Below are 12,596 nucleotides of genomic sequence, written 5' to 3'. Positions count from 1 at the left end.
GCACTCTGCGCGCAAAAAGCTACTGAATGATGCCCCGCTGGCGGGCGAGTGCGACCGCCTCCAGCTGGCTGTGCGCGCCGAGTTTGCCGAGCAACGCCTTCACGTGGCCGCGGCAGGTGTGCACGCTGATCCCGAGTCGCCGGGCGATCGCGCGGGGATCGAGACCGGCCGCCATCAGCTCGAGCACCTCGTGCTCCCGGGCGGTCAGGCCACCGGGCCGCGGGCCCGCCACCGGCGCGGTGCTGCGCAGCAACCGGGCCAGGATGTCGGTGGAGACGGTCATGCCGCCGCCGTGGGCGGTGTGCACCGCGTTGAGCACGTCACCGAGCGGCCCGTTCTTGGTGAGGAACCCGGCCGCGCCCGCGGCGGTCGCCCGGCCGACCAGAGCCTGCTCATTGCTCGCTGTGAGGATCACCACTCTGGTGTCCGGAAAGCGGTGCCGCATCAGCTCGGCGATCGCGATCCCGTCTGAATCGGACAGTTCCGGGTCGAGCAGTACGACATCCGGACGCAACTCGCCAACCAGACTCAGCGCTTCCTGCCCGGTCCGCGCGTGGCCCACCCAGCGCAGGTCAGGCTGGCCGTTGAGGGCCACGCCAAGCAGGTCGGCGAAAGTCTGGTGGCCGTCGACAACGAGCACCGTGATCGAACTGTCACTCATCCGCCACCTCCTTCGAACACATCCCCCGCGCACTACACAGTCGCCGCAGTCTATGTTCACGCATCAAGATTGCTGGCCGTATGAACAGCCCGATCCGATCCACGCACCGGGATCGAACTGGATGCCCGCCCGCCGAACGGATGAGGCCGACCGGTCGCTATAACAGATCTTTCGGTCGAGGGAACCCCCTCACGTCACAGGAGAATCAGCAGTGTGCTGACACCCGTACCCCTGACTCCGGAGATCTCCCTCCACCTGGCCGAGCCGAACCGCGGGTTGTTCGACGGCGCCTTCCACAGCGACCGGCCGCCGCCGTTCTGGGAGTTCGCGTGGGCCGGCGGCCAGGCGCTCGCCCGGTACGTCCTGGATCATCCCGAGGTGGTCCGCGGCCTGCGGGTGCTCGACCTCGCGACCGGGTCCGGCCTGGTCGGGATCGCCGCGGCCAAGGCGGGTGCGGCGCTGGTCACCGTCGCCGATTCGGACCCTCGCGCGGTCGAGGCGGCCCGGCGCAACGCCGCCGCCAACGACGTTTCGTTCGGCGACCCGGTGGAACAACCTCCGCAGGTGCTGCTCGCCGGTGACGTCTTCTACACCGTCCGGGTGGCCGAGCAGATGACGGCGGCGCTGCTGGACGCTCGCCGGTCGGGTGCCCGGGTGGTGGTCGGCGACGCTGATCGCGGCTTCTTCCCGCGGCGGCTCTTCGACCGGCTCGCCGAATATTCGGTTCCGGTCCCGCGCGCGCTGGAGGAGGCTGAGTCGCTGATTGCGGCGGTGTGGGAGATGCGAAACACAATGCTTTCACCAACCAACAACTTGTAGGCTGCACGCAAATGGAACAGGAACAGAGCGCGACCGGCCGCCTCGCCGGAGAACTTGTGCGATTCGCACGACTGGGTGTCCGCGCCAAGGGCATGCTCAGTTTCGGTGACCTCGGGGCGGACTTCTCCGCGCTGATGCTGTTGTTCCCGCTGCGTCACCTGGGACCGATGCGGGTCACCGACCTGGCCGAGGTCAAACGGGCCGACCCGTCGACGGTCAGCCGGCAGGCGGCTCAGCTGGTCAAGGCCGGACTCGTCACACGCGAGGCCGACCCGGCGGACGGCCGGGTGTCCCGGCTGGCGGTGACCGAGACCGGGCTGGCCGCGGTCGCCGAGCTGGCCGAGGCGCGCAACGCGCTGATCGGACGGGTCATGCGGGACTGGCCGGCGGAACGCGTCGACCTGTTCGCCGGCCTGTTCGTCGAATTCAACAACTCAGTCGAGGCGCTGCTGCGTAGTGACTCGGCCGTGACACCACGGGAGATCGCGTGAGTAACACCAGCACAGCGCCGGCGGGCGGACCCGCCGCCCGGTCAGCCGACTTCACCCATCGCCAGATCCTCACGGTTCTGGTCGGGCTGATGATGGGCATGTTCCTGGCCGCGCTCGACCAGACGATCATGGCCACCGCGACCCGGACCATCGCCGACGACCTCAACGGCTTCGACCTGCAGGCCTGGGCCACGACCGCGTTCCTGATCACATCCACGATCTCGACGCCGCTGTACGGCAAGCTGTCCGACATCTACGGGCGGCGGCCGTTCTTCCTCTTCGCCATCGGCATCTTCATCGTCGGCTCGATGCTCTGCGGCCTGTCCGAGAACATGTACCAGCTGGCGGCGTTCCGAGCGATCCAGGGCATCGGCGCCGGTGGCCTGATGTCGCTGGCCCTGGCCATCATCGGCGACATCGTGCCGCCCCGCGAGCGGGCCAAGTACCAGGGCTTCTTCCTGGCCGTCTTCGGCACCGCCAGCGTCATCGGCCCGATCCTCGGCGGCTTCTTCGCCGGCGCCGACAAGATCCTCTGGATCGACGGCTGGCGCTGGGTCTTCTACCTGAACGTGCCGATCGGCGTCGCCGCGATGATCGTGGTGGCCAAGGTGCTGCATCTGCCGCACACCCGGGTCAGCCACCGGATCGACTGGCCCGGTGCGCTCGCCCTGATCACCGGTCTGGTGCCGCTGCTCATCGTCGCCGAGCAGGGCCGCACCTGGGGCTGGGACTCCGGCCGGGCGATCCTCTGCTATGCGATCGGGGTCATCGGCCTGGTCGCCTTCATCTTCGCCGAACGGGCGTACAAGGAGGAGGCGCTGCTGCCGCTGCGGTTGTTCGGCAACCGTACGGTCGCGGTGTCCTCGATCTCCAGCACCATCCTGGGCATGGCGATGTTCGGCGGCCTGATGACCGTCCCGCTGTACCTGCAGATCGTGAAGGGCTCCTCGGCCACCGCGGCCGGCCTGCAGATGATCCCGTTCGTCTTCGGCATCATGTCCGGCTCGATCCTGGCCGGTCAGCTCATCTCCCGGACCGGGCGGTACCGGATCTTCCCGATCATCGGCAGCATGCTGATGGTCGTCGCGCTGGGCCTGTTCGCCACCATCGACGCCGACACCCCGCTCTGGCGGACCATGCTGATCATGGTGGTGATGGGCCTCGGCCTGGGCGGCAACATGCAGCCGATGATCACCGCGGTACAGAACGCGGTGAGCCCGCGCGAGATCGGCGTGGCCACCAGCTCGGTGGCGTTCTTCCGCTCGATGGGCGGCACCCTGGGTACGGCGGTCTTCCTGTCGGTGCTGTTCAACGTGCTGCCCGGCAAGATCGGCACGTCGTTCCAGTCGGCGCAGGCCACACCGGAGTTCCAGCGGGCCCTGGCCGAGAATCCCAGCGCGGCGCAGACCCTTCAGCAGGCCACGAGCGGCGGCGGTGACCTCGGCGACACGTCGTTCCTGAGCCGGCTGCCGGAGGTGCTGGCCCACCCGTTCAAGGTCGGCTTCGCGGACGGCATCCAGGTGGTCTTCCTGATGGCCCTGGCCGTCATGATCATCGGGCTGGTCGTGGTGTTCTTCCTGCCAGAGATCCCGCTCGCCCAGCGCTCGGCACAGCAGCAGCGCGCCGACGCCGACGAGGCCGAGGCGGCCGCGGCGGCGACGGAGACCCCGGCGTCCAGCGGTGGCGCCCACGAGGACGGGCAGCAGGCGCCGGACACCCATCACGAACCGGAACACGCCAAATAGAGCTGAAACAGGGCCGCGGAAACGCGGCCCTGTTTCAACGGGTGTCTCGGGTCCGCGCGGCCGCGGCGATCAGGCGCTCGGCGACCGACTGGCGGTCCATGCCCAGGCGCTGAGCGGTCTCCTGGAGGACGTCGTACGCCTCGCGGACCCCGCACCCACGCTGGGCGATGATCACCCCGATGGCGCGGTCGACCGTGGCGCCCTGGACCAGGGCCGCTCGCCGGGACAGTTCGCTCAGCAGGATCTCGGCCTGATTGACGACGGCCATCGCGGTCAGCAGCAGATCGGGCCCGATGCCCTGCGGCGCCCGGACGTAGATGCTGAGGGCGCCCACCGCCGATCGCTGCACGTCCAGCGGGATGGCCGCCACGGCGTGCACGTTCTCCTGGCGGGCGCAGTCGGCCAGGTCCGGCCAGCGCGGGTCGCTCAGCAGGTTCTGGGTGATGACCATGGTCCGGGTGCGCGCCGCCTCCAGGCCCGGCCCCTCCCCCGTCTCCAGCTGGCACTCGTCCACCGCACGACCGTCGCTGCCGGAGGCGGTCAGGGTGGGGCCGACGCCCTCGGTGATGAGCACCACCGAGCAGCGCACCGCCCCGGGCACCGCGGCCACCGTGAAGATGGCCAGGCGCTCCAGGGCCTGATTGACGTCGTCCGCGGACAGCAGCCGCTCGGACAACTCGTGAATCAGGCCGGCGAGCTCCACGGCCGTGGTGTCCGGCAGGGCGATCTCACGTGACGAGCCGGGCCGGACGACCTCATCGGGGAGGACGACCTCGACGGGCGGGTCGGCCCCGTCCCGGGGCGCGGGAAGGCCGGGCCCGACGGCAGGGGCGTCGTGGTGGGCTGGGATGACGGCATCCGTCTCGGTGAGGTGGACCGGTCCCGAGTTCGGGGCACCGGCGCCCTGTCCCGGGTGGAGGGGACGGGCGGTGCGGCGTGTCTGGTTCGGGGCCGAGGCGATGGCCGCCGGCGGCGTGGACCGCTGACCGGCGCGCTCGGCGCTCCGTCGGGGTGCGGGCACGCGTGGGATCCTCCCACGTATCGAGGTGGACACGAAAGTTTTGTGCCTCTACCGGGTGCCTTCGGCCCTTTCGGTGGGTGCGACTGTCTCCTGAGATGTGCGGTTTTCCCGCGAATAGTCTGGATTGTCCTCGCGGGCGTCCGAATCGGCGAGGATGGCCTCGGCCTGAGCCTTCGGGTCCGCGCTGCCCGCGGCACGCTCCTCGGGAAGCAGGTCGGCGGCGCGCTGGAGGTTACGAGGGTCGGTCATGAAGATCGAGTACCCCCCGGAGCGCAACGTAATGCGCCGCCCCCGGGAACCCCAGGGGCGGCGCATAGGCGTCGGTGTGCATGTCGCCTCGCGGCGAGTGGCTCATCACGGCTCCAGCCGAACGGTATTCCGTGAAGGCAATGGGTGAGGCCCGGGGACACTGGACACACCGACATCTGTTCACAACCGTCGGCCGCGCCACCTGATTCCAGCAGCTGTTGTGACCCAGGCCACACGCTAGAAGTCCTGGGTGAGACGGTGCCGGTCCACCTCGCGGCCCGGATTACGGGCCATGTACTCGGTCTCCAGTTCCGCCGTGCGCCGCAGATGGTTGTCCAGGGCGGCGTCCGGCCCGTAGCGCAAGGTGTCCAGCCGCGTCCGATGCAGGCTGGCCAGTTCGCGGAACAGGTCGTCGTCACCCAGACCGGCCGGATCGATGCCGGTCTCCGAGATCGTCAGTCGTTCGTCGCTCATGGCTTACCTCCACCCGACAGGTAACCGTGAGCGCCGCCCCGAAACCCGCGCGACTACCCTTCATGGCATGAAAGGGCTGCTGACCCCGGCGTGGATCCTTCGCCACGTGGTCGCGCTCGTTCTCGTGCTGGCGTTCCTCGCGCTGGGCTGGTGGCAGTACACGCGCGCCACCGGCGGCAACGCACTGAGCTGGGGGTACGCCTTCCAGTGGCCGGTCTTCGCCGGTTTCGTGGTGTTCATCTGGTGGCGCGAGGTGCGCCTGGTGACGAAGCCGGCCGAGACCACGGAGCCGGAGAAACTCCCAGATACGCCTGTTACGGTCGGCCGCCCGATCCGCGTCCCGTCCCGCCCGGCCCCCGAGCCCGGTGCCGACGAGCCGGAACTGGCGGCGTACAACGACTATCTGGCCTGGCTGAACGCCCACCCCGGCGCCCGCCCGGCCGACTACCCCGGTCCGCGGAAGTAAGGAAAGCACCGTGCAGGGAGCCCTCACCCGTTATCGGATCATCGCCTGGATCGTCGGTGTGGTCCTGATCGCCCTGGTCCTGGTGGGCATGCCGCTGAAGTACCTCGGCGACAACGATGCCGTGGTCGCGGGCATCGGCCCGGCGCACGGCTTCCTCTTCATCGTGTACGTGCTGGCCACCTTCGACCTGGGCCGCCGCGTGCACTGGCCGCTGAGCCGGATGCTGCTGGTGATGCTCGCCGGCACCATCCCGTTCCTGTCGTTCTGGGCGGAGCGGAAAGTGACCCGCAATTGGATCGGCACCAATTCCGAAAAGTCCGATTCAGCCGTTGAGGTCACGCGCTGAATTCGAATAAATACGCGGCGCGATCGATGGCTTAAATAACTCTTTGAAAACTTGCTTTTCGGAGATCCATCGATAAGTTAATGCGGTTGGTCCGGTCCGCAGCCACAACCCTCCGGTGGCGCCGAACCAGCGCCGCCGAGTCTGATCGGCGGGCGTGCCGCGGTCACCCCCCAGCCGACCGCGTCATGACCGTCGCGACGAATCGGGGAACCGAGCACCCGGGGTGAATCCGCGAAGCGGTAGGGCCTTCTTCCAGCCCGCTGAGCATCTGAGATTCGGCAGCCAGCTAACCCGGTAGGCGGCCACGCGGAAGAAAGGCCTCTCAGCGTTGTCTCACGCCCGTACGAGGTTCCGGGCAGTCGCCGTCGCCGTCATGGCGCTGGCGCTCACCGGAACGGCCGCGACGGCCGCTCATGCGGAACCGTCCAAGACCGAGATCAACAAGAAGATCCAGAAGGCGTCGGACGATCTCGAGGACGTTGTCGAGTCCTTCAACGGCATGAAGATCGATCTGAACAAGACCAAGGCCGACCAGGTCGCGCTGACCAAATCGCTCGGCCCGGCCAAGGAGCAGCTCAAGGTCGCCACGGCGCAGATGGGCGACCTCGCCGCGACCGCGTACAAGCAGGGCGACGTCGGCACCATGAACGTGGTGCTCGAGGGCCCGAGCAACCTGCTCGACCGGATGACCGTCCTCGAGCAGATGACGCGCGACCGGCAGCGCAAGATCAACAACTACGTCTCGACCACGCAGAACTACGACGAGCGTCAAGCCGCGCTGAAAACCGTTCAGGCGAAGCAGACGGCACAGCTCAACGAGTTGGCGAAGCGTAAGAAGAAGATCGAGAACGACCTCAAGAAGCTGTACGACATGCGGAGCGCCGCCTTCGGCAGTCCCACGTCGTCCGGCAGCAAGTACAGCGGTCCGATCCCGAAGATCGCCGGCTCTGCGGGCAAGGCGGTCACCTTCGCCTACAACGCCATCGGCGTGATGTACAAGTTCGGCGCCGACGGCCCGGACGGCTACGACTGCTCCGGCCTGACCTCGGCGGCCTGGCGCGCGGCGGGCAAGTCCCTGCCCCACAAGGCCTCCGCGCAGATCGGCGCGACCACACCGATCAGCAAGGGCGACTTGCAAGCAGGTGACCTGGTCTTCTTCCGCAACGGCGGACACGTCGGGCTCTACGTCGGCGGAGGCATGATGATCGACGCCTCGCGCGCCGGCGAACCGGTGAAGAAGCGCTCGCTGAACGTGATGTCCCCGACCGGGTACGGCCGGGTCAAGTAAGACCCACCAGCACAGCGAACAGCCCGGCTCCCCTTCGGGGGAGCCGGGCTGTTTCGTCGTAACAGGTCAGGCGGCCTGCAGGCCCTCGGCCCGGGCCAGCTCACGCAGCCGGCCGAGCGCCTGGATCTCCAGCTGACGGATCCGCTCGCGGGAGAGCGAGAACCGGGAGGCGACCTCGGTGAGCGAGTGCTCGCGGCCGTCCTCCAAGCCGTACCGGGCACGCATGATGCCGGCCGACCGGTCGTCGAGGTGGTTGAGCAGACCCTCGATGCGCGACCGCTCCAGGGCGGTCAGCACGATCTCCTCGGGCGAGGGGGCGTCGCTGTCGGCCACCAGGTCACCGAGATTGGTGTCGCCGTCGTCGCCGACCGGGGTGTCCAGCGACACCGTGTCCTGCGCCCAGCGGGTGAGCTCGCCGACCCGCTCGACGGTCACGCCGAGCGCCTTGGCGACCTGCTCGGGCTCGGGGTCGGCGCCGAGCTCGCGAACGAGCTGGCGGGTCACGTTGCGCATCCGGTTGACGTCCTCGACCAGGTGCACGGGCAGGCGCACGGTGCGCTCCTGCTGGGCGATGGCTCGGCTGATCGCCTGGCGGATCCACCACGTCGCGTACGTCGAGAACTTGTAGCCGCGCTCATAGTCGAACTTCTCGACCGCGCGGACCAGGCCGGTGTTGCCCTCCTGGATGAGGTCGAGCATCGGCATGCCCGAGCGCACGTACCGCCGGGCGATCGAGACCACCAATCGCAGGTTGGCCCGGATGAACAGATCCTTGGCGCGCCGGCCGTCGGTGACGACCTGCTCCAGCTCCTCACGGCTCACGCCGCGACGAATCTTGTCCTCCTCGAGCAGGTGCTCGGCGTACAGGCCGGCCTCGATGCTCTTGGAGAGCTCGACCTCCCGGGCGGCGTCGAGCAGCGGCGTCCTGGAGATCTCGTGCAGGTAGACTCCGACGAGGTCGCGCTCCTCGGCCACCTCATCGGTCCGCATGACGGTGTTCTTCTCCACGTTGCCCACGGTCCCCTCGTTGCCTTCGCTAACCCTGTTACGGGCGTTACCTGCGTCCATCGGTCCCTCCCCGTAACGGCTGCAGTTCCGCGATGCCGAACTGCCACTTACACAACAGATGGCGTGTCGCGGTGATTCCTGGCTGGTGAGTCGAAAGTGTCATGAGTGTCTGAGCGCTGGCTGAGAGCCCGATGCATAGTTACTGAACGACGCCATCGACAAGGCATTCGGAGCCACACCCGGCGTTGGATGCGTCCACGAACGCATACCCTTCGCCCGCTTCATCACACCATCGGCCCCTCATCCGTCACAGCGACGGGCATCACGACCAGTGCTGCGATGCTCGTCACTACCCTGTACGGCTTGGCAGCCGGGAGGGTTCAGACGTCTGATCGGCCGCCTGTCGCACACCTTGACGCAAACGGGCGCCGGTAATGGCGTCTCGGAACGGGACCACCGTCACAATGCGCCACGCTGCGCCGCAGATCACTCGCCTGGAAGGGTGACTACCGGACGGGTGACCATCGTTTCTGTAAACGACTGCCCCGTCGAGCAAATTCGACAACCTGACGTGACGGAAAACACAGGAGAGCACACATGCGTACCGCGCTGATCACCGGTGGAACGGGCGGGCTGGGCACGGCTGTCGTCGCGACATTTCTGGAAGCGGGGTGGCGGGTCGTGGCACCCGTCCGGGCCGGCTCGGCCGACCGGCTGCCCGCCGGGGCCGAGAGCGTCGTGGCCGATCTCACGTCGCGGGCGGAAGTCGAGAACGCGATCGGCGTCGCCTCCGGGCCCGGTGCGGCGGCGCCACTGTCCGCGGTGGTCAATCTGGTCGGCGGGTACGCGGGGAGTGGACGCGTGCACGAGACGCCGGTCGAGGACTTCGAGGCGATGCTCACGGTGAACCTGCGCCCGACGTACCTGGTCACCCAGGCCGCGCTCCCGGTGCTCGTGGCCAACGGCGGCGGCTCGGTGGTCTGCGTGTCGTCCCGGGCCGCGGTGGCGCCGTTCCCGGGCGCGGCAGGCTACGTGACCGCCAAGGCGGCGGTGCTGGCCTTCGCCAACGCGGTGGCGGTCGAGTACAAGGGCCAGGGCGTGCGGTGCAACACCGTGCTGCCGAGCGTGATCGACACGCCGACGAACCGCGACGGCATGCCCGGCGACCAGAGCAGGTGGGTCGACCCGGCGGACATCGCCAAGGTCATCCTCTTCCTGGCCGGCGACGACTCCAAGCCGACCAGCGGCGCCACCGTCCCGGTCTACGGCCAGGCCTGATCATTCAGTGGTAGCGCCGAGCGGTACGTGCGGCCCGCACCCTCCCTGTCAGAAGCTCTCCAGCAGCTGGTAGCCCAGGACGGCCACCCCGGCGAGCAGGGAGCCGAAAGCCAGCACGGTGCTCCGCGAGCCGGCGAGCAGGGCCGACGCTCGCGGGTGCGGGATGAGGGACGGTTCCCATGCCGGGAGGGCCGCGCGGAGGGCGGCGGCCACCTCGTCCGGGGTGCCGTTGGCGTCGATCACCACGAAGGAACCGAACTCCGGCAGCGACCGGTACGCCGCGTCCGCCCGCTCCAGGTAGTCGAGCTCCTCGTGGTCGTACCCACGGGCGTCGATCCGGGCCTGGGCCACCACCGGACTGACGGCCAGCAGGAGCGTGACGTCGGGCGCCGGGAACAGGCGGTAGGCCAGCCGGGCACGGCGCTCGGCGACCGGCTTGGCCCGGTGCGAGCGCATGCTGGCGTACTGGCAGTAGGCGTACCGGTCCATCACCGCCGTCTCGCCGGTGACCGCGCGGCGCAACAGCGTCCGGACCAGCGCTCCCCAGCGCAGCACCGACTCGATCACCAGCATCGCGCGGCGTCCGACCAGGGCCTCGGCGTCCGGCCGCCCGAACCAGGCGGCGATCCGGCCGACGAAGTGCCGGCCACCGGCGTTACGCCGGTAGACCGCGCGCACGCCCTCGGCGGCCAGGGTCTCGGCCAGCCGGTGGGCCTGCGTGGTCTTTCCGGACCCGTCGATCCCGATGAGCGCCACGGAGCGCGGGAACGGTGAGTTCAAGGGCACCCCACCGACGGTACTCAGGGGTGTCACGCGTTCCGTTCCTCCGGGCCCCGCTCTGGGTACGAGAATGCGACGAAGAGTACGAGTTCGCAGCAACGACAGGAGACGCCATGCCGCACCGGGTCGACGAGGGACTCGCCACCACGCTCAAACGGGTCGCCTCCGTGCTCAAGCAGGCGGAAATCCCGTTCGCGCTGGGCGGGAGCTTCGCCGTGTACGCCCACGGCGGCCACTCCAGCGACCACGACGTCGACTTCCTCATCCGTGAGCAGGACAAGGAACGCGCGCTCGAGGAACTGGCGTCGGTCGGCTTCGAGACCGAGCAGCCACCCGAGGACTGGCTGGTCAAGGTGTTCGACGAAGGCCGGATGGTGGACCTGATCTACCGCCCGGTCGAGCTGCCCGTGACCGACGCCACGCTGACCGACACCGTCATGCGCCCGGTCGAGGCGATCGCGATGCCGGTGCTGTCCGCCACCCAGCTGATGGTGCACAAGCTGCTCAGCTACACCCAGCACTACTGCGACTTCGCGACCGGGCTGCCGGTGGCGCGCTCACTGCGCGAACAGATCGACTGGGAGCGGGTCCGCAAGGAGACCGCGCAGTCGCCGTACGCGGAGGCGTTCCTGGTGCTGCTGGAGAGGCTGGAGGTGGTACCGGCATGACGCGTCAGGTCGACGATTACCTGGAGGCGGAGATCCAGCGGCTGCTCACCGAGGACGACCGGGTCGCCGAGCAGGGCATCACCGTGCAGCGCCGCGAGCAGTCGGTGGTGCTCGGCGGCGAGGTGGAGAGCCCCGAGCGGCGCGCCGAGATCTGCCGCCGGATCACCGAGCGCTTCCCCGACGTGGAGATCACCTGCGACATCGGGATCACCCGCACGTCCGTGCCGGTCGACGCCGAGGAGATCTCATGATCCGGGTTGCCGCGGTCGGCGACGTGCACGTGGACCACGACGTCGTCGGCCGCTACCGGCCGGCCCTCGAGCAGCTGCCCGAGGTGGCCGACGCGCTGCTCATCGCCGGCGACCTGACCCGGCACGGGACGGTCGAGGAGGCTCGCAGCTTCGTCACCGAGTTCGGCGGGCTGGCCGTCCCGGTGGTCACCGTGCTCGGCAACCACGATCACCAGAGCGACCAGCAGGACGCGGTGTCCACCGTGCTCACCGACGCCGGGATCACCGTGCTCGAAGGCACGTCCGCGGTGCTGGAGCTGGGCGGGCGGCGGCTCGGGGTCGCCGGCGTCAAGGGCTTCGGCGGCGGCTTCGGCGGGACCTGTGCGAGCAACTTCGGCGAGCGGGAGATGAAGGACTTCGTACGCGTCGGCGAGGACGCCGCGAACCGGCTGGAGGCGGCCCTGACCGGGGTGGAGTGCGACGCCCTGGTGGCGCTCACCCACTACGCCCCGGTGCCGGAGACGCTGGCCGGTGAGCCGCCGGAGATCCACGCGTTCCTGGGGTCGTACCAGCTGGGCCGGGCGATCGACGCGGCCGGCGCCACGCTGGCCCTGCACGGGCACGCTCACCACGGCACCGAGCGCGGGCGTACGCCGGGCGGCGTGCCGGTCCGCAACGTGGCGCACCCGGTCATCAAGCAGGCCTACAACGTCTACCAGCTGCTGTCCGATGAGGCGGAGGTAACACTTGTGCACGCATGAGGTTTCCGGATTTCCGGGGTCGGGTATCCGCTGAGCATGGACCTGTTGCTCTGGATTCTCGCAGTCATTCTCGTGGTCGCCGGCATCCTCGCGTTGTTCCGGCGGCAGATCCTCTGGGGTGTCATTCTGATCATCGTCGGCCTCCTCGTGGGCCCCGGTGGCGTCAGCATCTTCACCTGATCCACCCACTCCCCTGTCCCTTCCCATCCCCCGTTGGACGGCTGACCCCGAACCGGGACCGCCGTATGGTCATCTCCTCTCCCCCGAGGTGGCCATACGGTGGCCCCGGTTCCTGCATGTACGGCGTCACC

At 68.9% G+C, this 12,596-nt stretch carries 17 protein-coding genes; 11 read left to right on the top strand and 6 right to left on the bottom strand.

Features of this window, described 5'->3' with window-relative positions:
• Positions 1-19: 19 nt before the first annotated feature.
• The gene (locus QSK31_RS19880; RefSeq protein WP_285685688.1) at positions 20-661 is read right to left on the bottom strand and encodes a response regulator; all 642 of its coding nucleotides are present in this window, start codon (positions 659-661) and stop codon (positions 20-22) included.
• A gap of 204 nt (positions 662-865) precedes the next feature.
• Here QSK31_RS19880 and QSK31_RS19875 point away from each other — a divergent pair, with 204 nt between their 5' ends.
• Genes QSK31_RS19875 through QSK31_RS19865 form a run of 3 tightly spaced genes read left to right on the top strand, consistent with a single transcriptional unit; the run spans position 866 to position 3,716 of the window.
• Positions 866-1,480, top strand: a complete 615-nt coding sequence (locus QSK31_RS19875; RefSeq protein ID WP_285685822.1) for a class I SAM-dependent methyltransferase — start codon at positions 866-868, stop codon at positions 1,478-1,480.
• Between the two features lie 11 nt (positions 1,481-1,491).
• Entirely contained in the window at positions 1,492-1,971 is a 480-nt protein-coding gene (locus QSK31_RS19870) for a MarR family winged helix-turn-helix transcriptional regulator (protein ID WP_285685687.1), read from the top strand.
• Complete coding sequence (locus QSK31_RS19865; RefSeq protein WP_285685686.1) at positions 1,968-3,716, top strand: MDR family MFS transporter; 1,749 nt, start codon at positions 1,968-1,970, stop codon at positions 3,714-3,716. The genes QSK31_RS19870 and QSK31_RS19865 overlap by 4 nt, the downstream gene beginning before the upstream one ends.
• A 34-nt stretch (positions 3,717-3,750) precedes the next feature.
• On the opposite strand, the gene QSK31_RS19860 is transcribed toward QSK31_RS19865, so the two are convergent.
• The 3 genes from QSK31_RS19860 to QSK31_RS19850 all read right to left on the bottom strand — a co-directional run bounded on the left by QSK31_RS19860 (position 3,751) and on the right by QSK31_RS19850 (position 5,460).
• Positions 3,751-4,737: an ANTAR domain-containing protein gene (locus tag QSK31_RS19860; RefSeq protein WP_285685685.1), complete on the bottom strand. Its 987-nt coding sequence runs from the start codon at positions 4,735-4,737 to the stop codon at positions 3,751-3,753.
• 48 nt (positions 4,738-4,785) lie between these two features.
• A complete protein-coding gene (locus tag QSK31_RS19855; protein ID WP_285685684.1) occupies positions 4,786-4,986 on the bottom strand; it encodes a hypothetical protein in 201 nt (66 codons plus the stop codon).
• Positions 4,987-5,223: 237 nt separating this feature from the next.
• Entirely contained in the window at positions 5,224-5,460 is a 237-nt protein-coding gene (locus tag QSK31_RS19850) for a DUF6158 family protein (RefSeq protein ID WP_285685683.1), read from the bottom strand.
• 67 nt (positions 5,461-5,527) lie between these two features.
• Between QSK31_RS19850 and QSK31_RS19845 the strand changes: the two genes are divergently transcribed.
• The 3 genes from QSK31_RS19845 to QSK31_RS19835 all read left to right on the top strand — a co-directional run bounded on the left by QSK31_RS19845 (position 5,528) and on the right by QSK31_RS19835 (position 7,560).
• Positions 5,528-5,926: a hypothetical protein gene (locus QSK31_RS19845; protein ID WP_285685682.1), complete on the top strand. Its 399-nt coding sequence runs from the start codon at positions 5,528-5,530 to the stop codon at positions 5,924-5,926.
• A gap of 10 nt (positions 5,927-5,936) precedes the next feature.
• Positions 5,937-6,272: a DUF3817 domain-containing protein gene (locus tag QSK31_RS19840; protein WP_285685681.1), complete on the top strand. Its 336-nt coding sequence runs from the start codon at positions 5,937-5,939 to the stop codon at positions 6,270-6,272.
• A 373-nt stretch (positions 6,273-6,645) separates the two neighbouring features.
• On the top strand, positions 6,646-7,560 hold the full coding sequence (locus QSK31_RS19835) for a C40 family peptidase (protein WP_285685680.1): 915 nt from the start codon (positions 6,646-6,648) through the stop codon (positions 7,558-7,560).
• Positions 7,561-7,626: 66 nt separating this feature from the next.
• On the opposite strand, the gene QSK31_RS19830 is transcribed toward QSK31_RS19835, so the two are convergent.
• Entirely contained in the window at positions 7,627-8,628 is a 1,002-nt protein-coding gene (locus QSK31_RS19830) for a sigma-70 family RNA polymerase sigma factor (RefSeq protein ID WP_285685679.1), read from the bottom strand.
• Positions 8,629-9,165: 537 nt separating this feature from the next.
• Here QSK31_RS19830 and QSK31_RS19825 point away from each other — a divergent pair.
• Positions 9,166-9,846, top strand: a complete 681-nt coding sequence (locus QSK31_RS19825) for an SDR family NAD(P)-dependent oxidoreductase (protein ID WP_285685678.1) — start codon at positions 9,166-9,168, stop codon at positions 9,844-9,846.
• A gap of 48 nt (positions 9,847-9,894) precedes the next feature.
• Here the strand turns inward: QSK31_RS19825 and QSK31_RS19820 are convergent, their stop codons facing one another.
• A complete protein-coding gene (locus tag QSK31_RS19820; protein WP_285685676.1) occupies positions 9,895-10,632 on the bottom strand; it encodes a dTMP kinase in 738 nt (245 codons plus the stop codon).
• Positions 10,633-10,739: 107 nt separating this feature from the next.
• On the opposite strand from QSK31_RS19820, the gene QSK31_RS19815 reads away from it, so the two are divergent.
• Genes QSK31_RS19815 through QSK31_RS19800 form a run of 4 tightly spaced genes read left to right on the top strand, consistent with a single transcriptional unit; the run spans position 10,740 to position 12,465 of the window.
• Positions 10,740-11,294 carry a nucleotidyltransferase gene (locus tag QSK31_RS19815; RefSeq protein ID WP_285685674.1) on the top strand — a complete coding sequence of 185 codons (555 nt, stop codon included), beginning with the start codon at positions 10,740-10,742 and terminating at the stop codon, positions 11,292-11,294.
• Positions 11,291-11,545: a hypothetical protein gene (locus QSK31_RS19810; protein WP_285685673.1), complete on the top strand. Its 255-nt coding sequence runs from the start codon at positions 11,291-11,293 to the stop codon at positions 11,543-11,545. Before QSK31_RS19815 ends, QSK31_RS19810 begins: the two co-directional genes overlap by 4 nt.
• Positions 11,542-12,285 carry a metallophosphoesterase family protein gene (locus QSK31_RS19805; RefSeq protein ID WP_285685672.1) on the top strand — a complete coding sequence of 248 codons (744 nt, stop codon included), beginning with the start codon at positions 11,542-11,544 and terminating at the stop codon, positions 12,283-12,285. The genes QSK31_RS19810 and QSK31_RS19805 overlap by 4 nt, the downstream gene beginning before the upstream one ends.
• A 36-nt stretch (positions 12,286-12,321) precedes the next feature.
• Positions 12,322-12,465, top strand: coding sequence for a GPGG-motif small membrane protein (locus QSK31_RS19800; protein WP_285685671.1), 144 nt, complete (start codon positions 12,322-12,324; stop codon positions 12,463-12,465).
• Positions 12,466-12,596: the final 131 nt, after the last annotated feature.

Origin of the sequence: Actinoplanes sp. NBRC 103695, from assembly GCF_030269485.1 — a bacterium.
Lineage (GTDB): Bacteria > Actinomycetota > Actinomycetes > Mycobacteriales > Micromonosporaceae > Actinoplanes.
This window is presented reverse-complemented; position numbering and strand designations above follow the sequence as displayed.